The sequence below is a fragment of the Comamonas sp. F1-6 genome (assembly GCF_039581415.1).
GTDB classification, from domain to species: Bacteria; Pseudomonadota; Gammaproteobacteria; order Burkholderiales; family Burkholderiaceae_C; genus Comamonas; species Comamonas thiooxydans.
Window position 1 is genome coordinate 285,800 of the sequence record NZ_JBCPWN010000001.1, and the last position, 19,446, is coordinate 305,245.

The 19,446-nt window shown below is 61.5% G+C and carries 21 protein-coding genes; 16 read left to right on the top strand and 5 right to left on the bottom strand.

Annotated features, from left to right (window positions below; translation table 11 throughout):
* Positions 1 to 107: 107 nt before the first annotated feature.
* Positions 108 to 476, bottom strand: a complete 369-nt coding sequence (locus AAIL66_RS01310) for an Mth938-like domain-containing protein (protein WP_003064306.1) — start codon at positions 474 to 476, stop codon at positions 108 to 110.
* Between the two features lie 166 nt (positions 477 to 642).
* Here AAIL66_RS01310 and AAIL66_RS01315 point away from each other — a divergent pair, with 166 nt between their 5' ends.
* The 9 genes from AAIL66_RS01315 to AAIL66_RS01355 all read left to right on the top strand — a co-directional run bounded on the left by AAIL66_RS01315 (position 643) and on the right by AAIL66_RS01355 (position 10,424).
* Positions 643 to 1,932 carry a pyridoxal phosphate-dependent aminotransferase gene (locus tag AAIL66_RS01315; protein WP_003057902.1) on the top strand — a complete coding sequence of 430 codons (1,290 nt, stop codon included), beginning with the start codon at positions 643 to 645 and terminating at the stop codon, positions 1,930 to 1,932.
* Positions 1,933 to 2,000: 68 nt separating this feature from the next.
* Positions 2,001 to 3,335 (top strand): homoserine dehydrogenase, encoded by a 1,335-nt coding sequence (locus AAIL66_RS01320; protein ID WP_003064309.1) that lies wholly within the window; start codon positions 2,001 to 2,003, stop codon positions 3,333 to 3,335.
* Between the two features lie 91 nt (positions 3,336 to 3,426).
* Positions 3,427 to 4,623, top strand: coding sequence for a hypothetical protein (locus AAIL66_RS01325; RefSeq protein WP_343495827.1), 1,197 nt, complete (start codon positions 3,427 to 3,429; stop codon positions 4,621 to 4,623).
* Positions 4,624 to 4,778: 155 nt separating this feature from the next.
* A complete protein-coding gene (gene thrC / locus AAIL66_RS01330; RefSeq protein WP_343495828.1) occupies positions 4,779 to 6,203 on the top strand; it encodes a threonine synthase in 1,425 nt (474 codons plus the stop codon).
* Positions 6,204 to 6,332: 129 nt separating this feature from the next.
* Entirely contained in the window at positions 6,333 to 6,875 is a 543-nt protein-coding gene (mobB, locus tag AAIL66_RS01335; protein WP_343495829.1) for a molybdopterin-guanine dinucleotide biosynthesis protein B, read from the top strand.
* A 14-nt stretch (positions 6,876 to 6,889) separates the two neighbouring features.
* The gene (gene glp, locus AAIL66_RS01340) at positions 6,890 to 8,146 is read left to right on the top strand and encodes a gephyrin-like molybdotransferase Glp (RefSeq protein ID WP_343495830.1); all 1,257 of its coding nucleotides are present in this window, start codon (positions 6,890 to 6,892) and stop codon (positions 8,144 to 8,146) included.
* A gap of 11 nt (positions 8,147 to 8,157) precedes the next feature.
* On the top strand, positions 8,158 to 8,412 hold the full coding sequence (moaD, locus tag AAIL66_RS01345) for a molybdopterin converting factor subunit 1 (protein WP_003064318.1): 255 nt from the start codon (positions 8,158 to 8,160) through the stop codon (positions 8,410 to 8,412).
* A gap of 234 nt (positions 8,413 to 8,646) precedes the next feature.
* Entirely contained in the window at positions 8,647 to 10,074 is a 1,428-nt protein-coding gene (locus tag AAIL66_RS01350; protein WP_003064320.1) for a TIGR00366 family protein, read from the top strand.
* A complete protein-coding gene (locus AAIL66_RS01355) occupies positions 10,071 to 10,424 on the top strand; it encodes a recombinase family protein (RefSeq protein ID WP_003064321.1) in 354 nt (117 codons plus the stop codon). Before AAIL66_RS01350 ends, AAIL66_RS01355 begins: the two co-directional genes overlap by 4 nt.
* Positions 10,425 to 10,532: 108 nt before the next feature.
* On the opposite strand, the gene AAIL66_RS01360 is transcribed toward AAIL66_RS01355, so the two are convergent.
* Positions 10,533 to 11,726, bottom strand: coding sequence for an MFS transporter (locus AAIL66_RS01360; protein ID WP_343495831.1), 1,194 nt, complete (start codon positions 11,724 to 11,726; stop codon positions 10,533 to 10,535).
* A gap of 95 nt (positions 11,727 to 11,821) precedes the next feature.
* On the opposite strand from AAIL66_RS01360, the gene AAIL66_RS01365 reads away from it, so the two are divergent.
* The 4 genes from AAIL66_RS01365 to AAIL66_RS01380 all read left to right on the top strand — a co-directional run bounded on the left by AAIL66_RS01365 (position 11,822) and on the right by AAIL66_RS01380 (position 13,495).
* A complete protein-coding gene (locus tag AAIL66_RS01365) occupies positions 11,822 to 12,388 on the top strand; it encodes a TetR/AcrR family transcriptional regulator (RefSeq protein ID WP_034378918.1) in 567 nt (188 codons plus the stop codon).
* Between the two features lie 171 nt (positions 12,389 to 12,559).
* On the top strand, positions 12,560 to 12,910 hold the full coding sequence (locus AAIL66_RS01370) for a GIY-YIG nuclease family protein (RefSeq protein ID WP_034359755.1): 351 nt from the start codon (positions 12,560 to 12,562) through the stop codon (positions 12,908 to 12,910).
* A complete protein-coding gene (locus AAIL66_RS01375) occupies positions 12,907 to 13,209 on the top strand; it encodes a hypothetical protein (RefSeq protein ID WP_343495832.1) in 303 nt (100 codons plus the stop codon). The genes AAIL66_RS01370 and AAIL66_RS01375 overlap by 4 nt, the downstream gene beginning before the upstream one ends.
* 1 nt (position 13,210) lies before the next feature.
* Positions 13,211 to 13,495: a hypothetical protein gene (locus AAIL66_RS01380; protein WP_343495833.1), complete on the top strand. Its 285-nt coding sequence runs from the start codon at positions 13,211 to 13,213 to the stop codon at positions 13,493 to 13,495.
* Between the two features lie 84 nt (positions 13,496 to 13,579).
* Here the strand turns inward: AAIL66_RS01380 and AAIL66_RS01385 are convergent, their stop codons facing one another.
* Entirely contained in the window at positions 13,580 to 13,906 is a 327-nt protein-coding gene (locus AAIL66_RS01385) for a hypothetical protein (RefSeq protein WP_034378734.1), read from the bottom strand.
* 3 nt (positions 13,907 to 13,909) lie between these two features.
* The gene (locus tag AAIL66_RS01390) at positions 13,910 to 14,164 is read right to left on the bottom strand and encodes a hypothetical protein (protein WP_003057869.1); all 255 of its coding nucleotides are present in this window, start codon (positions 14,162 to 14,164) and stop codon (positions 13,910 to 13,912) included.
* 53 nt (positions 14,165 to 14,217) lie between these two features.
* On the opposite strand from AAIL66_RS01390, the gene AAIL66_RS01395 reads away from it, so the two are divergent.
* Positions 14,218 to 14,676 carry a molybdenum cofactor biosynthesis protein MoaE gene (locus AAIL66_RS01395; protein ID WP_343495834.1) on the top strand — a complete coding sequence of 153 codons (459 nt, stop codon included), beginning with the start codon at positions 14,218 to 14,220 and terminating at the stop codon, positions 14,674 to 14,676.
* An 88-nt stretch (positions 14,677 to 14,764) separates the two neighbouring features.
* Here the strand turns inward: AAIL66_RS01395 and AAIL66_RS01400 are convergent, their stop codons facing one another.
* Complete coding sequence (locus AAIL66_RS01400; RefSeq protein WP_034378736.1) at positions 14,765 to 15,658, bottom strand: EamA family transporter; 894 nt, start codon at positions 15,656 to 15,658, stop codon at positions 14,765 to 14,767.
* Positions 15,659 to 15,865: 207 nt separating this feature from the next.
* Between AAIL66_RS01400 and AAIL66_RS01405 the strand changes: the two genes are divergently transcribed.
* Complete coding sequence (locus tag AAIL66_RS01405; protein ID WP_343495835.1) at positions 15,866 to 16,702, top strand: helix-turn-helix domain-containing protein; 837 nt, start codon at positions 15,866 to 15,868, stop codon at positions 16,700 to 16,702.
* A gap of 131 nt (positions 16,703 to 16,833) precedes the next feature.
* On the top strand, positions 16,834 to 19,446 hold the full coding sequence (gene clpB / locus AAIL66_RS01410) for an ATP-dependent chaperone ClpB (protein WP_343495836.1): 2,613 nt from the start codon (positions 16,834 to 16,836) through the stop codon (positions 19,444 to 19,446).

Here is a 19,446-nt window from a genome sequence, read left to right on the forward strand (position 1 = left end):
TGCCGAGGGCGTCGGTGGTATTTTTGTTTTTATCAATCGATCGCCCCCAGCCGCAACCTGCGATTTTACCCTGAAATACGTATTTCTCTCAATGTAAGCTCAGAAGTCTATGCTAGCAGCAGGGCTGCGACCACGTTGCGGCCTTCGCTGGCCAGAACGTTATAGGTACGGCAGGCCGAGGCGGTGTCCATGCTCTCCAGGCCAATGCGTTTGGCGATCAGCGGCTTGAGCCAGGCCACGGGTGGAAAGCGGTTCTTGCTGCCGCTGCCAAAGAGGACGACTTCCGCATCCAGCTTGGCGAGTTCCTCGAAATGCTCGGCCGTCAGGTCTTCGAAGCGGGCGCAGTTCCACTCGGTCAGCAGGCCGCGGGCCCCGACCAGCAGACTGGTTTCGTGGTTTTGCTTGTCAACCGCGATCCAGCCCGGGCCATAGCCGGTGATGGTTTGCGCATCGGATTTGTCTGCCTGAAATTTCATGATGGAGAGTGTGCGCAATCGGCGCGCTGGACGGGGGCGATGGCTGCTGTCTCCATACAGAGAGGGTGGGGACATTGCTGCAGCGCGGAACTGTGCTTAAATTATAGGTTTCACCATGGCACTTAATGCGCCCTGGCGTGCCTGAAATCCTTTTGCATTGATTCGCATGAAAACCGTTCAAAAATCCGCCAAATTAGCAAACGTCTGTTACGACATCCGCGGGCCGATCATGGACGCGGCGAAGAAGATGGAGGACGACGGCCAGAAGATCATCAAGCTCAACATCGGCAATCTGGCCGTGTTCGGCTTCGATGCTCCCGAGGAAGTGCAGCAGGACATGATCCGCAACCTGCCCAACTCGGCAGGCTACTCCGACAGCAAGGGCATCTTCGCGGCGCGCAAGGCCGTGATGCATGAAACCCAGCGCCAGGGCATCAAGGGCGTGACACTGGACGACATCTATCTGGGCAACGGTGCTTCGGAGCTGATCAGCCTGGCCACCAACGCGCTGCTGGACAATGGCGACGAGATGCTGCTGCCTGCGCCCGACTACCCGCTGTGGACGGCTGCCACCAGCCTGTCCGGCGGCACGCCCGTGCATTACATGTGCGACGAGTCCAATGGCTGGATGCCCAATATGGACGACATCCGCGCCAAGATCACGCCGCGCACCAAGGGCATCGTCGTCATCAACCCCAACAATCCTACGGGTGCGCTGTACTCCAGGGAGCTGCTGCTGCAGATCGTGGAGCTGGCGCGCGAGCATGGCCTGGTCATCTTCGCGGACGAGGTCTACGACAAGGTGCTGTACGAGGATGCCAAGCACACGCCGCTGGGCAGCCTGTCCATCGATGTGCTGACCATCACCTTCAATTCCCTCTCCAAGGCCTACCGCTCCTGCGGCTACCGTGCTGGCTGGATGGTGATCTCGGGCGACAAAAAGCCCGCCAAGGATTACATCGAGGGCCTGAACATGCTCTCCAACATGCGCCTGTGCGCCAATGTGCCCGGCCAATGGGCGGTGCAGACGGCACTGGGCGGTCATCAGAGCATCGATGCTCTGGTGCAGGAAGGCGGTCGCCTGCGCGTGCAGCGCGATCTGGCCTGGGAGCTGATCAACGCCATTCCCGGCGTGAGCTGCGTCAAGCCTCAGGGCGCGCTGTACATGTTCCCGCGCCTCGATCCAGCCGTCTACCCGATCCAGGACGACCAGGAATTCTTCCTCGAAGTGCTCCAGGAAACCAAGGTCATGCTGGTGCAGGGAACGGGTTTCAACTGGCCCGAGCCTGATCACTTCCGTATCGTGTTCCTGCCGCATGAGGCAGATCTGCGCGAGGCCATCAACCGGCTGGCAGCCTTCCTCGAGAAGTACCGCAAGCGCCATGGCACGGACAAGCCCAAGGCAGTGCCGGCAGAAAAGGCACTTAAGCCTGCCAAGGCTGAGAAAGCCGCGTAACTCATCTTTTTGATAGCTGGTGGCGCTTGATTTTCAAGCGCTTCAGCGCTTTTTTGACCTTAGAACTTATGAAACCCATCCAAGTAGGCCTGTTGGGCATTGGCACCGTAGGCAGCGGTACTTTCAATGTGCTGGAACGCAACCAAGACGAGATTCGCCGTCGTGCGGGTCGTGGCATTGAAATTACCATGGTCGCCGACTTGGATACCGAACGCGCCAAGAGCGTGGTGGGTGACAAGGTCAAGGTGGTCGGCGATGCACGTGAAGTCATCGCCAACCCCGATATCGATGTGGTGGTCGAGCTGATCGGCGGCTACGGCATTGCCAAGGCCCTGGTGCTGGAAGCCATCGCGGCCGGCAAGCATGTGGTGACCGCCAACAAGGCCCTGCTGGCCGTGCACGGTACGGAAATCTTCAAGGCCGCGGCCGAGAAGGGCGTGATGGTGGCTTATGAAGCTGCCGTGGCCGGTGGCATTCCCATCATCAAGGCCTTGCGCGAAGGCCTGACCGCCAACTCCATCCAGTGGGTGGCCGGCATCATCAACGGCACGACCAACTTCATCCTGTCCGAAATGCGCGACAAGGGCCTGGACTTCGACGTGGTGCTCAAGGAAGCGCAGCGTCTGGGCTATGCCGAAGCCGATCCCACCTTCGACATCGAGGGTGTGGATGCGGCCCACAAGGCCACGCTGATGAGCGCGATTGCCTTCGGCATTCCCGTGCAGTTCGACAAGGCCTATGTGGAAGGCATCACCAAGCTGGCCGGTGCCGATATCCGCTACGCCGAGCAACTGGGCTACCGCATCAAGCTGCTGGGCATCACCAAGCGCACGGACAAGGGCATCGAGCTGCGCGTGCACCCCTCGCTGGTGCCTTCCAAGCGTCTGATCGCCAATGTGGAAGGCGCGATGAACGCCGTGGTGGTGAACGGCGATGCCGTGGGCACCACGCTGTACTACGGCAAGGGCGCCGGGTCCGAGCCCACCGCTTCCGCCGTGGTGGCCGACCTGGTGGATATCGCCCGCATGGACGGCTCCGATCCTGCCCACCGCGTGCCAGCCCTGGCCTTCCAGAGCAGCAGCCTGGCTGCCGCTGGCAGCGAGCTGCCCGTGCTGCCCATGGCCGAGGTCGTGACCAGCTACTACCTGCGCATCCGCGTGGCCGACGAAGCCGGAGTGCTGGCCAAGATCACCGGCCTGCTGGCGGGTGCCGGCATCAGCATCGACGCCGTGCTGCAGCGCGAAGCCGACGAAGTGGGCGGCGAAGGCTCGACCCAGACCGACCTGATCATTCTCACGCACGACACGCGCGAAGGTGATATGGACAAGGCCCTGGCCGAAATCCAGGGGCTGCCCACGGTGCTGGCTCCCATCACCCGCATCCGCAAGGAAGAGCTGAACTAAGGACTTGAGCATGTACCGTCGCACTCAAACCGGTTTATTCCCTGTTCAGTGCGGTGTCGGTATTGCAAACTCCTTCAAAGGCTGGCGCCCTATGGCGTCAGCCTTTTTGTTTTTGGTGGCGGCGGGTGCGCAAGCGGCGCCCGTCGATGTCTATCGTGGCACGCTGGGCGGCTCGGCGGTGGTGATGGAGCTGGGTAAGCCGGGCGAGGGTGGTGAACGCCAGGGGCGCTATTTCTATCTGCGGCATGGAGTGGATATTCCACTCCGGGGCTCGCTGAATGCGCTGTCTGAGGCACGTCCTTTGAATAACGACTGGGCGCGTGAAAGCGGTGGCGAGCCTCCCGTGTTGACCGACTCCCAACAGCGCCGCATCGTTTGGCAACTGCGCCAGCAAGGCAGTGCTTTGGCAGGTGAGTGGGTGGATGATATTCACGGCAAAAAACTGCCGCTAGCCCTTACCCATATTGCGCAGTACGACCCTGAAAAGATAGCGCCATTCGGTGTGGAGGCCGTGACGTTGGCGATTGTGCAAGGTGCGGGCAGCGGTATTGCATCGGGCGTTGCCATCTCGGCACAGGCCACGCCCTACGACTATCTGAAAGTGGCCGAGCAAAAGCTGGAGCAGGGCAAGGAAGTGGTGGTCAGCCCCACGCTGGCCTGGAGGCCGGTGCGCGATGCGCGTACCCAGTTCTGGTATCCGCGTCTCACGCGCCATCCGGATAGCAAAATTCTGGCGCAGACCAATACCGTTCTGGAGCAGCGCCACTGGGCCATGAGTCTGGAGGCGCTAGCCTGTGTGGGCTCGATCTACCAGAACGCTGGCCCGGCGGCAGGCTCACTGGGGGACTTCAATAACGAGTCGATCAAGGTGACCTACCTCTCAAGTGCCTTGATGAGTGTGGTGGAGTCCGGTTCAACCGGTTGCGGTGGCGCGCACCCCAACAATCATTACGACCCCTTTGTGCTGGACTTGCTGCGGGGCGGCTATATGGACTTCACCCGCCTGCTCAAGGACGTGAAATATGGCGAGTACAAGCTGGAGTATGGTGATCGGCTGTCGCGTTTTCTGAGCAAGGCCGTGAACCGGCATTCCGAGGATGACAAGGAGTGCACCGAGCTGCTGCCCCAGTACATGGCGCTGATGCTCGACAAGCCCGACAAGATGAGCTTTGTGATTTCAGGCATAGGCCATGCCATGGGTGTGTGCCTTGGCAGCGGCGTCAGTGTCCCGTTCAAGGAGCTGAAGGCCTATATCAAGCCGGGGGCGCAACGCTATTTCCAGCCCTGAGCCCCGTCCGGCACGATATGAGGCAATGGCGTTGGCCGGTCTCTGCATTCGCGCACAGTCAAATCGGGCTTGCTGACCGATAATGGTCGGCTTGGCGGCATGACTTCTGTCCGTTTGGCTGTCCGTTCCGAATTTTAGTTTTTGGCGAGTTTGAGATGCTGTATCTGTCCACCCGCGGCCATGCTGACCGCAAGCGTTTTTGCGACATTTTGCTCGAAGGCCTGGCTCCCGATGGCGGCCTGTACCTGCCCGTCGAGTACCCCCAGATCGACGATGCCAAGCTGAGCCAGCTGCGCGAGACGCTGGCCAACAAGGGCTATGCGGCCCTGGCCTTCGAGATTCTGTCGCTCTATATCGACGACATTCCAGCCGAGGATCTGCGCGCCCTGTGTGCCAAGACCTATACCAGGGAAGTCTTTGGCAGCGACGCCATCGTGCCCGTGCGTCAACTCGACGGCGTGCTGCACATCGAAGCTCTGTCCAACGGCCCCACGCTGGCCTTCAAGGACATGGCCATGCAGCTGCTGGGCAATCTGTTCGAGTACGAACTGGCCCGCCGCAACGAGGAGTTGAATATCCTTGGCGCCACCAGCGGGGACACCGGCAGCGCGGCCGAATACGCCATGCGCGGCAAGAAGGGCGTGCGCGTCTTCATGACCAGCCCACACGGTCGCATGAGCCCTTTCCAGCAGGCGCAGATGTTCAGCCTGCAGGACGAGAACATCCACAACATCGCCATCGAAGGCGTGTTCGACGACTGCCAGGACATCGTCAAGGCCGTCTCCAACGACCACGCCTTCAAGGCCCAGTACAAGATTGGTACTGTCAACTCCATCAACTGGGCACGTCTGCTGGCCCAGGTGGTCTACTACTTTGCCGGTTATCTGCAGGCCACCCGCTCCAATGATCAGAAGGTGAGCTTCACCGTGCCTTCGGGCAACTTCGGCAATATTTGCGCAGGCCATGTGGCGCGCCAGATGGGTCTGCCCATTGCCAAGCTGGTGGTGGCCACCAACGAAAACGATGTGCTGGACGAGTTCTTCCGCACCGGCGTCTACCAGGTGCGAGGCTCGGCCAATACCTACGAGACATCGAGCCCCTCGATGGACATCTCCAAGGCCAGCAATTTCGAGCGCTTTGTGTTCGACCTGGTGGGACGCGACGGCGTGCGCACCAGGCAGCTGTTCGCCGAAGGCGTGGCCAAGGCCGGCAAGTTCGATCTGAGCACAGATCCCGCCTTCAAGGATGCGGCCGGCAAGTACGGTTTTGTGAGCGGCAAGAGCACGCACGCCGACCGTCTGGCCACCATCAAGGACACCTTCGAGCGCTTTGATCAGATGATCGACACCCATACCGCCGACGGCGTGAAGGTGGCGCGAGAGCATCTGGGCGCCGAGCCCATGCTGGTGCTGGAAACCGCTCTGCCCATCAAGTTTGCGGCGACTATCGAAGAAGCGTTGGGCCGCCAGCCCAACCGTCCCGCCAAGTTCAATGGCATTGAAGACCTGCCCAAGCGTGTGGTCGTCATGGCCTCCGACGTGGACCAGGTCAAGGCCTTTATCGCCGAAAACTGCAGATAAAGTCCTGCGGCGTTAAGCTTGAAAAGCATCTGTGGCTTGGCGACAGGTGCTTTTTTTCTTTGGATGAAATTGGTATTTTGCGCTTGCCCCTAGAGCGCTGGTAGCTATCAAAAACATATTGAAATCAAGATGAAGGTCATAGGCTTTGCCGGATATTCGGGCGCGGGCAAGACCGCCTTGGTCGAGGCGCTGGTGATGCTGATGAAGCAGCGCGGACTCAGGGTCTCGGTCATCAAGCATGCCCACCATGACTTTGATGTGGATCGCGAAGGCAAGGATAGCTGGCGTCACCGCAAGGCTGGCGCTTATGAAGTGCTGCTCGCATCCGATAGACGCATGGCGCTGATGCGCGAATACGAGCAGCCTGCTCAGCTGAGCGTGCACCATATGCTGGCGCAGCTGGATCCCAGCGTGGACTGGGTGCTGGTCGAAGGCTTCAAGCATGGCGAGCTGCCCAAGATAGAGGTCTGGCGGCAGCAGCAGGACAGGCTGGACAAGGGCAAGAGCCTGGAGCCGCTGTTTGTACATGACCCTAGGGTGCTGGCAGTGGCTACCGACGCTGCCCATGACCTGCCTCAAGTGCCTGTCCAGCCCGTGCTGGATCTGAACCAGCCCCAGCTTGTGCTGCAATGGCTGCTGGCTCATTCGGACTCTCTGCAATACAAGAACTAAGGAAAGACACAGCAATGCAAGCACCACAGACGTCTCGCAAGCCGCTCAAGCCTCTGGATGAAGCCCTGCAGGAGCTGCTGGCCCATGCCCAACCCCAGGCCGGCGCACAAATGGTGGACACCTTTGATGCCGATGGCCGCGTGCTGCTGCAGGCCGCCGTTTCGCCGCTACAGGTGCCGCCTCAGGACAACTCGGCCATGGATGGCTATGCGGTGCGCATCGCCGAATGTGCCGACGGCGCTGCAGTGCTGCCGGTGTCGCAGCGCATCCCTGCCGGCACCTCGCCCGATGCGCTGGCTGCTGGCTCCGTCGCCCGCATCTTCACGGGGGCGCCCGTGCCGGCCGGGGCCGATGCCATCGTCATGCAGGAGGACTGCGAACTGCTCGAGGACGGCCGCGTGCGCATCAAGGCCCAGCCCAGGGCTGGGCAGTGGATTCGCCGCGCGGGCGAGGACATCACGCAGGGCGCCACCGTGATCGAAGCCGGCACCCGCCTCACGCCAGCCCACCTGGGTCTTGCAGCCAGCATGGGCTTTGCCAGCCTGCAGGTGGCACGCAAGCCGCGTGTGGCCCTGTTCTCCACCGGCGACGAACTGGTCATGCCCGGTACCGTTGCGCCGCAGGACATGCCAGCGGGCAGCATCTACAACAGCAACCGCTTCTTCCTGCGCGCATTGCTGCTGCGCATGGGCTGCGAGGTGACGGATCTGGGCATTGTTCCCGACGACCGCGAGGCCACGATTGCCGCGTTGGCCGATGCCGCCATGGACCACGACGTGATCGTCACCAGCGGCGGCGTCTCCGTGGGCGAGGAAGACCATATCAAGCCTGCCGTGCAGGAGCTGGGTCAGCTGGACCTCTGGCAGATCAACATCAAGCCCGGCAAGCCTTTTGCCTACGGCCGCGTCAATCGCGAGTCCGGCACGGGCTTTGCGCATTTCATCGGTCTGCCGGGCAACCCGGTCTCCAGCTTTGTCACCTTCCAGGTGCTGGTGCGCCCGTTCCTGCTGCGTCTGCAGGGCGTGCAGCATGTGCTGCCGCGAGCCATCGAAGCGCGCGCCGATTTCGTCTGGCCAAAGGGCGACAAGCGCAGAGAGTTTTTGCGGGTGCGCTACAACGAGCGTGGCGGGCTGGAGTTGTTCAGAAACCAGAGCTCGGGCGTGCTGACTTCCACGGCTTGGGGCGACGGCGTGGTGGACAACCCTGCCGGCACCACGGTTGCCATGGGCGACAGTGTGCGCTTTATCCCGTTTACCGAGCTCATGGCCTGATGGAGTTGGAGATGAAGACCGTTACGATTCGATATTTCGCCTCTATCCGGGAAGCCTTGGGTACGGGCAGCGAAAGCCTGCAGACCCCGGCAGCCACCGTGGGAGCATTGCGCGAGCAACTGATGAGCCGCAGCGATGCGGCTGCCCAGGTGCTGGCTGCCAGCAAGGCTGTGCGCATGGCGCTGAACCAGGATATCTGCGATGCCGATGCCGTGCTCAGCAATGGCGACGAAGTGGCATTTTTTCCGCCAGTGACGGGGGGCTGATGAGTCTCTGAGCGCTTGTGAGCCTCTAAAAACGGTTTCTGAAGAAGCCTGAAGTCCACAGAAGGCCTGTGCAAACCGCTTGCACAGGCCTTTTTGCTGTTTGTCGGTTTCCAGGTGCCGGCCTTGATCGTGAGATTGCTTACTAGGGTTTTCCTGGGCGTGTTTTCGTGAATCTGACGAGATTCATTTTGGAGAATCCGCGCTTTCTACAAGAAAGACAGAAAGCACTTACTCATGACAACTCACGTCAATATGGAGGAGACCCGCTCTGCGCGCTTTGCCATGCGCTGCGCCAGCTGGGCGGAGAAGTGGTTCCCGGATTCCTGGGTGTTTGCCGTGGTCGGCATCTTCATCGTGGTGCTGGCAGCGTTTGCCATTGGTGCGCCGGTGCAGGAAACCAGCAAGGCCTTCGGCAAGGGCTTCTGGAGTCTGATCCCCTTCACCATGCAAATGGCTTTTGTGGTGATTGGCGGTTATGTGGTGGCCAGCTCCAAGCCCGCATCTGCACTCATCAAGGCGCTGGCCCGTGTGCCCAAGACCGGCCGTGGCGCCGTGGCCTGGGTGGCGTTTGTGGCGCTGAGCGCCTCGCTGCTGAACTGGGGGCTGAGCCTGGTGTTCGGCGGTCTGCTGGTCAAGGAACTGGCACGCCGCACCGACATCAAGATGGACTACCGTGCCGCCGGTGCCGCCGTCTATCTGGGTCTGGGTGCCGTGTGGGCGCTGGGCATTTCGTCTTCGGCGGCGCAGCTGCAGGCCAACCCTGCCAGCCTGCCTCCCGGCATTCTGGCCATTACCGGCGTGATTCCGTTCACGCAGACGATCTTTCTGTGGCAGTCCGGCGTAATGCTGGGCGTGCTGATGGTGATCTCCATCGTCGTGGCTTACATGACGGCACCCGGTGAGAAGACCGCGCGTGATGCGGCCCAATGCCAGGTCGACCTGGGCACAGAAGTCGTGCAGGAAGTCAAAAAGCCCAGCCGCCCCGGCGAATGGCTTGAATACAGCCCCATCCTCATCATCTTGCTGGTGGCGCTGACCGTGGGCTGGATGGTGGAGGAGTTCTCGAGCAAGCCTTTCATTCAGGCAATCTCTGGGCTGAACACCTACAACCTGCTGTTTCTCATGGCCGGTGCGCTGTTGCACTGGCGCCCCCGCAGCTTTCTCGATGCCGTGGCACGTGCCGTGCCCACTACGACCGGCGTGCTGATCCAGTTCCCTCTGTATGGTGCGATTGCGGCCATCATGACGGACGTCAAGGGTGACGGCGGTGCCAGCATTGCCCATCATATCTCCACCTTCTTCACCAGCTTTGCCACGCATGACACCTATGCACTGCTGATGGGCACCTACTCGGCCGTGCTGGGCTTCTTCCTGCCTTCTGGCGGTGGCAAGTGGATTGTGGAAGCACCTTATGTGATGCAAGTGGCCAATGATCTGCAGTACCACCTGGGTTGGGCCGTGCAGATCTACAACGCTGCTGAGGCTCTACCTAATCTGATCAACCCCTTCTACATGCTGCCGCTCTTGGGCGTGCTGGGCCTCAAGGCGCGTGATCTGATCGGCTTCAACTTTGTGCAGTTGCTGGTTCATGCGCCCGTGGTGCTGTTCCTGTTATGGTTCCTGGGTCAGACCCTGAGCTATATCCCCCCTGTAATGCCATGACCGAAACCGCCGATTTGCCATCTACCGAAGTGAACCCAGAGATCAGCGCCCGTACCCGCAAGGCCCTGGCTGAAGCGCGTGAGCGCGGAGTCAAGCTGGGCACGGCCGGTGCGGCCAATATCCGCGCCACGGTGGAAAAACGTAAATCGGCAGCCGATGCCTTTGCCAGGCAGCACGAAGCACTGTTCGCCGAATTGCTGCAACAAGGTCTGACCCACCGCGCCATGGCGGCCGAACTCAATGCGCGGGGCATTGCGGCCGCCAAGGGCGGTGAGTGGACCCATGGGCAAGTGCAGCGCATTCTGAACCGCTACGCAGACTGGAAGGCTGCCGAGTCGATCCAGGCCTGAGGCCGTCATGCCGATCAAAAAGCCGTGCTGCGTTTGCTGCACGGCTTTTTTGATGGAGGTCGGGGACGAATGAGTCAGGCAATGTAGAGCAAGACCGCAACGCACAGTTTATGCACCATGCCGTCCGACCGCTTTCTGCCTTGTGGCAGCCAGTGCCAGCAAGCCAAGCACAATCAGCATCAGACCATAGCCATAGGTGGTGGGCACCAGCCCCAGGCTCTGGGTCAGCAGGCCTGCGGCGATGGCAGGCAGGCTGAAGGCCAGATAGCTCAGCACATAGATGGTGGACAGCAGGCCGCCGCGTTCATGCGGCTCGGCCAGCGGCAGCACGCTGCGCAGCGCCCCTTGAAAGCCCACGCCAAAGCCCGCACCGGCAATGATGGAGGCTGCCACCATCAGCGTCAGGCTGTGGCTGGCCACGCCCAGCAGAAGAATCACGATGCCCAGCGGCAGAACCGAACCACCGAAGCGCAGCATGCGCTGGGCCGTCCAGTGGCGAAGCAGCCAGATGGCCGCTGCGGCGCTCAGGGTGTTGATGCACACGGCCAGGCCTGCCATCAGGGTGGAGCCGGTGATCACGCGCAGCAGGGTGGGGCCTAGCGACAGATAAAAGCCCGCCAGCGCCCAGGCAGCGATGTCCAGCGGTGCCATGCGCAGGAATGCAGGGCGGATATGCGCGGGAAGGCGGATGCGAGGGCGCATGGAGGCCACAGCCCCGCTGCGGCGGCTGACGGTTTCAGGCATCACGGCAATGGCCCAGGCCGATGCCGCAAATACCAGCAGCAGCCACCAGTAGACTTGGTGCAGCCCGTCATGACCGTGGCTGGCCAGTTGGTTGGCGCCGAACACGCCGGCTGCCATACCCAGCATGGGGGACAGCGTATTGATCAGCGCACCGCGTTCACGGTCCAGATCGAGCAGGGCCGCGCCCAGGGCTGCACTCGCCATACCGGTGGCAAAGCCCTGCACCACACGCGACCAGAGCAGAGCCTGCGCATCCTGTGCATGGGCGAACATCAGCATGGAGACCGCCTCCAGTCCCAGGGCGGCAAGAATGACGGGGCGCCGGCCCAGGTAATCGGACAGTGCGCCCATGGTGAGCAGGGCGACGAGCAGACTGAAGGCATAGACCGCGAAGATCAGGGTCAGCATGCCCGAGGAAAAGCCCCAGGCCTGCTGGTAGAGCCTATACAAGGGCGTGGGAGCGCTGGATGCCGCCAGAAAGCTGGCCAGGGTCAGGGCGACAGCAGCCATATTGCGAGTGCTGGACACCGCAGTCAGGGATACAGAGGATGTGGGCATGGAAAAGCAGGCTCCGCTACCATAAAAGCAAATTTTTTGCGTTTGCGTATTCTGCGTTAGTTTGCTGTTAACGCAAATATTTAGCTTTAATGACCATGATTGCAAAAGACCCAGTCCAATCCCGGCCGGGCGGGCGCAGCTCCCGTGTACAGGCCAGCGTGCATCAGGCGGTGAGGAAACTGCTGGAGCACATGCCGCGCGAGGAGCTGACCTTTCCCCTGATCGCCACCGAAGCCGGCGTGACGCCTTCCACGCTGTACCGCCGCTGGGGCGATCTGCCGCAGTTGCTGGCCGATGTGGCGCTGGAGCGCATCCGCCCCATTGCCGAGCCTGTGGACACGGGCAGCCTGCATGGCGATCTGCAGGCCTGGACCGAGCAATACATCGAGGAAATGGGCTCTCCCCTGGGACGAACCTTGCTGCGCGATACCTTGGTGGCAACCCAGGAAGACCAGGTGACCTGCGCCTGCGTGGACATCATTCGCGACCAGCTTGGCATCGTGCTGGGCCGGGCCCGCGCGCGTGGCGAAGAGGCGCCCGATGTGGACGCCATGCTGGACCAGTTGGTGGCACCCATCGTCTATCGCATTCTTTATGGTCTGCAGCCCGATGTGGCGTTCGGACGCAAGCTGGTCGAACAACTGATGCCTGAACAGGTCTGAGGCTCTTGCCCTAGAATCGCGGCCCACAGGTGCCAAGGGACGCCTGCCCGCACAAGAGGCTCTCACCCTTGCTTTCGACAGCGTGTTCACGCTCGATTTCGATGTTCTGTCAGACCATGGTTGTTCTAGGGGCCCAGCGCGGGAGGCTCCGATGCAACCTGGAGCACTGTCATGACTTCATCTCTCCACCCCCAGGCGCGGCGCGCGCTGACGCGGGACTACAAACAGGCGTTTCCCGCCATGGGCATCTACGCGGTGCGCTGCGATGTCGCTGACTTGTTGCGCCTGGGTGCCAGCCGCAATGTGGACGCAACGCTCAACCGCCTGCGGTTCGAGCTGAGCAATGGCTCCCGGCGCGATGCGGCACTGGCCCAGGCCTGGGCTTGCCATGGCGCACGGGCATTTCGTTTTGAGGTACTGGACCGAGTCAAGGAGCGCGACGATCCTTTGTTCGACTATGACGCCGAACTTCAGGCCCTGCTTTCCCTGTGGCAGCAAGAGCTGCAAGGGGTACAGCCATGAGCAGTGAAACCGTGAATGCCATGTGTTCAGGCCAAGCGCTGCTCGGTGGTGCTGCAGCCATTGATCCGTCGAGTCCGGCCATGGGGGCAGGTTCTGTTTGCGGATTCGTTTCGCCGCAGGCCCTGGTCGACGAACTCAAGGTACGCGCCCGCGTGCGCCTGAACCGTGCGCGGCGCAAGGGTGCTGCGGGCTCGGCCTCATTGCGCGACCATTTGCATCAGGCGGCGCGCGAGGTCGGCTTTGCCGGCTGGGAGCAGGCGCGTCGGTTGCTGGGGGGCGCTGGCGGCACCGGGAGATGACATGGGCAGCTTCTGGCATGTGCCGCGTAGCGGCATTCTTCTGCACATCTGGTTCAGCGAGTACGCGCAGGCGCGCAGTGTGCTCGCACAGCAGGCGGATGGCTTTTTGCTGCCTTATCGGCGCCAGTGCTTCATCGTGCAAGCGCCATTCATCGAGGCTTTGGGCTTGAACCCGGCAGATCCGGCCTGGGCTGCCATAGGGCGAGATCTGGTCGCTGCCTATGGAACGCCTGCCTGGCGGGCCTTGGCCTGGCAGCGTCTGCGTGCGCCTGTTGGAGCCTTCTGATCTGCTTCGACGTGGAGGAAACTCCTGAAACTGGAGCGAAAAATGCCTGTCTGAAAGCGCTGAAGATCCGTTGTGCCCAGGTTTTCAGGCCGGGTCTGCTGGAGTGGGGAACTGCGGTGCACGCCATTCCAGCAGCTCGGCCAGGCGCTGCACGATCCAGCCCGCCTCAGGCGCCGTGACGACCGAGCCCTCCGCGGCCAGGCCCGCGTGCATGCCCAGCAGCACCTGTTCTTCGGAGGAGTTACCCGAGTGATAGAGCGTCTGTGCCTGCTCGGTCAGATGGCTTGCCAGGTCTTCGCATAGCTCATAGCGTGCGACGACCTCGGCAATCGGGACGGACAGCTTGCCGCTGCGCGTGCGAAACAGCTCGGCAAAGCTGGTCGGTGGCTGAATCTGGCTGGTGTCGTCCATGGCTTAGCTTGGCTCGAACAGACGCTCGAAGCGCTCGATGTCCACGGCCAGTTCGCAGGTAATGAGCTGGCCCGATTTGTTGTCGCGCTTGCGGTGGGCGGCAAACAGCGTGGCCTTGCCCTTGAAGTTGTAGTCGGGCAGGTGGATCAGCTCATAGGGATAGGGCACAAAGAGCTGGAACTCGAAAATCATCCGGTGCTCATTGCGCGGAGAGGGGTACAGCGTGTACTCCGGCAGATTGATGGTTTGTGTGGCCATGGCCCAATGCTAATGCGGCAGACATGCCCATGCTGGCCTGCGACAATGCAGGCATGACTGAAGCACGTGTATCCATTCAGACCCAGGACTTTGACCTCTCGGCCGAGATTGCCGCCCTGCGCGCCGGCGATGCACGCGTGGGCGCGGTCTGCAGCTTTGTCGGCACGGTGCGCGACCGCAACGAGGGCGATGCCGTCTCCAGCATGGAGCTCGAGCATTACCCCGGCATGACCGAGAAGTCGATCGAGGCCATCATCGTCAAGGCCGTGGCGCGCTTTGGCATCTATGGCGCGCGCGTGATTCACCGCATCGGCCTGCTGCAGCCCATGGACCAGATCGTGCTGGTGGCGGTGACCAGCGCCCACCGCGGCAAATCCTTCGAGGCCTGCGAATACATCATGGACTATCTGAAGTCCGAAGCGCCGTTCTGGAAAAAAGAGCAGACCGAGCAAGGCGCACGCTGGGTGGATGCGCGTGTCAGCGACGAGCAGGCATTGGCGCGATGGCAATAATTCTATGAATTGATAGCTGCTTTCGCATTTATTCATTGAGTTTCAGTCGAAAAATCATCTGAAATGAAGTGCATAAGAGCGGTAGATGCTATGCTTTTTGTAGACCGTTCGGCTGCAGCCAGCGTGGCGGCCTGAAGACCAGCACATTGCCGGCCATCACCAGGGCCAGGCCCAGCAGTCCCACAGCAGTCCATTCATAGCCTTCCACCACGGCCGAGATATTGAGCGCCACTATGGGGAACAGCACCGTGGCATAAGCGGCTTTCTCGGGGCCCAGTCGACCCACCAGTGTGAGGTAGGCGGTAAAGGCAATCACCGAGCCGGGAATGGCCAGATACAGCAGTGCGCCTGCATATTGCGGGCTGGTGTCAAAGTGCCAGGGCAGACCGGCGATCAGCGCATACGCCACCAGCAGCAGCGTGCCGGCCAGCATGCCCCAGGCATTGGTGTGCAGCGGCTTGTAGCCCAGGCCCTGCAGCGATGCAGAAAGCATGTTCCCGCAGGAAAAGCACAGCGTTCCACCCAGCGCCCACAACAGACCTTGCCAGCTGGCGTGCTGACCCTGCTGCAGCTCTGGCCAGAACAGAATCACCAGACCCGTCAGGCCCAGAGCGCTGCCTGCGAGCACATTGGGCGCAAGCCTGCGGCCATGGATGACTCGCGCCAGAAATGCATTCCAGATGCTGGCACTGGAAAACACCACGGCAGCCAGGCCGCTGGTCAGGGTCTCGCTGGCGTGCATGAAGCAGACAAAGTTCAGGCTGAACAGGCATAGTCCCTGGCCCAGCACGCGTGGAATGGCTGCGCCGCGGGGGACGCGCCACTGGCGGGTCAGCAGCAGCCAGGCAAAAAGCACCAGGGAGGCAAGACCAAAGCGATAGGCGATGGACAGCTCTACGGGTACGCTGCCCAGTTGCATCTTGAGAGCGATCCAGGTGGAGCCCCAGATCAGCACGACCAGGGCATAAAGAGGTAAAAGCATGGCAAGTCTTGGTGCTTGGAAGAACCAGATCTTGCGCGCCTGGATTGGCTCTGCATTGCACATTCCTGCGGTTTTGTGGCGCTGCAGCAAGCGCGGCCAGATAGCTGGCGCCACAATGCAGGCATGCCCGCCAGCGCTGTATCCGCCCCATCGCATCTGAGTCATGTACTGGCTCGGTCACGCGCCCAGATCAGGCGCAGAGCGGGTTTGAGTCAGTCGCTGGAATTGGCAATCTGGACCAATCACGATGATGAGGTGCACTACCGGCAGCAAGGCCATCACACGCTGTCTGTCTATCTGGCCGGAGGTCGGGGATCGCAACTCAAGGGCGATGCACTGGCCCGAGGCGAAGCAGGGCGCTTTTGCGTTCTCCCGGCCGAGCATGAATCGCGCTGGCTGGTGCGTGAGCCTGTGCAGTTTCTGCACCTGTATGTCTCTGACATTGCCTGGGCCGACCGAGTGGTGCGCCTGCTGGATGCCGAGCCGCGCAGCATTACGCTGACACCGCAGATTTATTCCCAGGATCCAATCTATGCGCAATGGTCGCAGGCGCTGTGGCGACTGGACTGGAGTGAGGCTCACGACATATGGCAGGCGGACTTCCTGAGCCAGCAAGTGCTGGATCGGCTGGTGCTGCAATCGGCGGCGCCCTGGCAGCGGCACAAGCTGCTGAAACCGTTGGGTGGCCTGTCATCCACGGCCCGGCGCAAGGTGCTTGACTATGTGGAGGCTCATCTGGCCGACAGCAAAGCCCTGAGCTTGCCCGTGCTGGCGCAGGTCGTGGCCTTGTCCGAATATCACTTTGCCCGTATGTTCCATCAAAGCATGGGATGCACCGTGCATGACTGGGTCATGCAGCGGCGTCTGCAGCAGGTCTGCGCCCGCCTGCTGGGTAGCGCAGGCGGTGCAAGAGGACGCACGCCGCAGCTTGCATGGCTGGCCGCCGAAACGGGGTTTGCCAATGCCAGTCATTTGCTGCGCAGCTTTCGCAAGCACTATGGGCTTACTCCTACGCAACTGGCTCGGTGCTGGCGCGATGCTTGAACTTGATATACCGCAAGCAGGGCGGTTGCGGATCTGCTTTTTGCTGTTTTTTGCGCATTCGGGTCTTGAAACCCCCTGTTTGACTATCAGATAAATGGCAATGAATCTGATTGGAGCGAAAGCGACAAACCATGCGAATTGACAAACTGACGACCAAATTCCAAGAAGCCTTGGCCGACGCGCAGTCCCTGGCGCTCGGTGCTGATCAATCCACCATCGACCCTCTGCACCTGCTGGTGGCCATGCTGCGCCAGGACGACGGCCCGCGTGCGCTGCTGCAGCGCGCCGGCGGCAATGTGCAACAACTCAAGAACCTGGCAGAACAGGCCATGGCTGATCTGCCGCGCGTGCAGCAGCAAGGCGATGTGCAGGTCGGCTCCGAGCTGGCCCGCCTGCTGCAGGCCTCGGAGAAAGAAGCCCTCAAGCGCGGTGACCAGTTCATCGCCAGCGAGCTGTTTCTGCTGGCGCTGGCCGATGCCGCAGGCTCGGCCACGCGTGCCGGTGCCTTGCTCAAGCAAAGCGGCGTGAGCAAATCCAGCCTGGAGGCAGCCATCAATGCCGTGCGAGGAGGGCAGAACGTGGATAGTGCAGAAGCCGAAGGCCAGCGCGAAGCGCTCAAGAAATACACGCTGGATCTGACCGAGCGCGCCCGCAGCGGCAAGCTCGATCCCGTGATCGGCCGCGACGATGAAATCCGCCGCGCCATCCAGGTGCTGCAGCGCCGCAGCAAGAACAACCCCGTGCTCATCGGCGAGCCCGGCGTGGGCAAGACCGCCATTGTCGAAGGCCTGGCCCAGCGCATCGTGGCCGGCGAAGTGCCCGAGAGCCTGCAGAACAAGCGCGTGCTGTCGCTGGACATGGCGGGCCTGCTGGCCGGTGCCAAGTACCGCGGCGACTTCGAGGAGCGCCTCAAGTCCGTGCTCAAGGAAATCGCACAGGACGAAGGCCGCATCATTCTTTTCATCGACGAGATCCACACCATGGTGGGTGCCGGCAAGGCCGATGGCGCCATGGACGCCGGCAATATGCTCAAGCCCGCGCTGGCGCGCGGCGAGCTGCATTGCGTGGGTGCGACCACGCTCGATGAGTACCGCAAGTACATCGAAAAGGATGCCGCTCTGGAGCGCCGCTTCCAGAAGGTCATCGTGGACGAGCCTTCGGTGGAGGACACCATCGCCATTCTGCGCGGCCTGCAGGTGAAGTACGAGGCGCATCACAACGTCGATATCACCGACCCCGCCATCGTTGCCGCTGCGGAGCTGAGCCATCGCTACATCACCGACCGCTTTCTGCCTGACAAGGCCATCGACCTGATCGACGAGGCTGCGGCCAAGATCAAGATCGAGATGGACTCCAAGCCCGAGGTGATGGACAAGCTCGAGCGCCGCATGATTCAGCTCAAGATCGAGCGCGAAGCCATGAAGCGCGAAAAGGACGAGGCTTCGCAAAAGCGTCTGCAGCTGATCGAGGAAGAGCTGGAGAGCCTGGAGCGCGAGTACGCCGACCTCGAGGAAATCTGGAAGGCCGAGAAAGCCAGCGCTCTGGGTTCGGAGCAGATCCGCAAGGAAGTGGACCAGTTGCGCATACAGATCGAGGAGTTCAAGCGCAAGGGCGACTTCAACAAGGTGGCCGAGCTGCAGTACGGCAAGCTGCCGGCACTCGAAAAGAAGCTGCACGAAGCCCAGGCCAAGGAAGAGGGCCAGGACGGCGCGACTGCCAACAAGCTGCTGCGCACCCAGGTCGGAGCCGAGGAGATCGCCGAGGTGGTGAGTCGTGCCACTGGCATCCCCGTGGCCAAGATGATGCAGGGCGAAAAAGACAAGCTGCTGCACATGGAGGACAAGCTGCACGAGCGCGTGGTGGGCCAGGAGGAGGCGATCAGCGCCGTGGCCAATGCCATTCGCCGCTCGCGCTCGGGTCTGTCCGATCCCAATCGCCCCACCGGCTCCTTCCTGTTCCTCGGCCCCACGGGCGTGGGCAAGACAGAGCTGTGCAAGGCGCTGGCAGGCTTCCTGTTCGACAGCGAGGACCATCTGGTGCGTATTGACATGAGTGAGTTCATGGAAAAGCACTCTGTGGCACGCTTGATCGGTGCGCCCCCCGGCTATGTGGGTTACGAGGAAGGCGGCTACCTGACCGAGGCCGTGCGCCGCAAGCCCTATAGCGTGCTGCTGCTGGACGAGGTGGAAAAAGCCCACCCTGATGTCTTCAATGTATTGCTGCAGGTTCTGGACGATGGCCGGTTGACCGATGGCCAGGGCCGCACGGTGGACTTCAAGAACACCGTGATCGTGATGACCAGCAATATCGGCTCGCATCTGATACAGGCCATGGTTGGCGAGGATGCCGATGATGTGAAGGAAGCGGTCTGGGGGGAACTTAAAAACCATTTCCGACCCGAATTCTTGAACCGCATCGATGAAACCGTGGTCTTCCATGCACTGGATGCCAAGAACATCGAGGCGATTGCCAGGATTCAGCTGAAGTTGCTGGAAAGCCGTCTGCAGAAGATGGAACTGAGCATGCAGGTGTCCGAGCAGGCCCTGGCCGAGTTGGCCAAGGTGGGCTTCGATCCCGTGTTCGGTGCCCGTCCGCTCAAACGCGCAATCCAGCAGCGTATTGAAAACCCGCTGTCCAAGTTGTTACTTGAGGGGAAATTCCCGCCCAAGAGTACGATAGCTGTGACAGTCGACCCGGTGAATGATCCCGGGGTGTTCCGGTTCGAGTCCGCAGGCACTGCCTGA

Bases quoted from the DNA above. Each gene is read 5' to 3' on its own strand.
- AAIL66_RS01380 (WP_343495833.1), top strand. From the start codon at position 13,211: ATGGGCAGCTTCTGGCATGTGCCGCGTAGCGGCATTCTTCTGCACATC.
- AAIL66_RS01390 (WP_003057869.1), bottom strand. From the start codon at position 14,164: ATGGCCACACAAACCATCAATCTGCCGGAGTACACGCTGTACCCCTCT.
- AAIL66_RS01395 (WP_343495834.1), top strand. From the start codon at position 14,218: ATGACTGAAGCACGTGTATCCATTCAGACCCAGGACTTTGACCTCTCG.
- AAIL66_RS01355 (WP_003064321.1), top strand. From the start codon at position 10,071: ATGACCGAAACCGCCGATTTGCCATCTACCGAAGTGAACCCAGAGATC.
- thrC (WP_343495828.1), top strand. From the start codon at position 4,779: ATGCTGTATCTGTCCACCCGCGGCCATGCTGACCGCAAGCGTTTTTGC.
- AAIL66_RS01315 (WP_003057902.1), top strand. From the start codon at position 643: ATGAAAACCGTTCAAAAATCCGCCAAATTAGCAAACGTCTGTTACGAC.
- AAIL66_RS01375 (WP_343495832.1), top strand. From the start codon at position 12,907: ATGAGCAGTGAAACCGTGAATGCCATGTGTTCAGGCCAAGCGCTGCTC.
- AAIL66_RS01385 (WP_034378734.1), bottom strand. From the start codon at position 13,906: ATGGACGACACCAGCCAGATTCAGCCACCGACCAGCTTTGCCGAGCTG.
- clpB (WP_343495836.1), top strand. From the start codon at position 16,834: ATGCGAATTGACAAACTGACGACCAAATTCCAAGAAGCCTTGGCCGAC.
- AAIL66_RS01325 (WP_343495827.1), top strand. From the start codon at position 3,427: ATGGCGTCAGCCTTTTTGTTTTTGGTGGCGGCGGGTGCGCAAGCGGCG.
- AAIL66_RS01310 (WP_003064306.1), bottom strand. From the start codon at position 476: ATGAAATTTCAGGCAGACAAATCCGATGCGCAAACCATCACCGGCTAT.
- AAIL66_RS01365 (WP_034378918.1), top strand. From the start codon at position 11,822: ATGATTGCAAAAGACCCAGTCCAATCCCGGCCGGGCGGGCGCAGCTCC.
- AAIL66_RS01360 (WP_343495831.1), bottom strand. From the start codon at position 11,726: ATGCCCACATCCTCTGTATCCCTGACTGCGGTGTCCAGCACTCGCAAT.
- AAIL66_RS01370 (WP_034359755.1), top strand. From the start codon at position 12,560: ATGACTTCATCTCTCCACCCCCAGGCGCGGCGCGCGCTGACGCGGGAC.
- moaD (WP_003064318.1), top strand. From the start codon at position 8,158: ATGAAGACCGTTACGATTCGATATTTCGCCTCTATCCGGGAAGCCTTG.
- mobB (WP_343495829.1), top strand. From the start codon at position 6,333: ATGAAGGTCATAGGCTTTGCCGGATATTCGGGCGCGGGCAAGACCGCC.
- AAIL66_RS01320 (WP_003064309.1), top strand. From the start codon at position 2,001: ATGAAACCCATCCAAGTAGGCCTGTTGGGCATTGGCACCGTAGGCAGC.
- glp (WP_343495830.1), top strand. From the start codon at position 6,890: ATGCAAGCACCACAGACGTCTCGCAAGCCGCTCAAGCCTCTGGATGAA.
- AAIL66_RS01350 (WP_003064320.1), top strand. From the start codon at position 8,647: ATGACAACTCACGTCAATATGGAGGAGACCCGCTCTGCGCGCTTTGCC.
- AAIL66_RS01400 (WP_034378736.1), bottom strand. From the start codon at position 15,658: ATGCTTTTACCTCTTTATGCCCTGGTCGTGCTGATCTGGGGCTCCACC.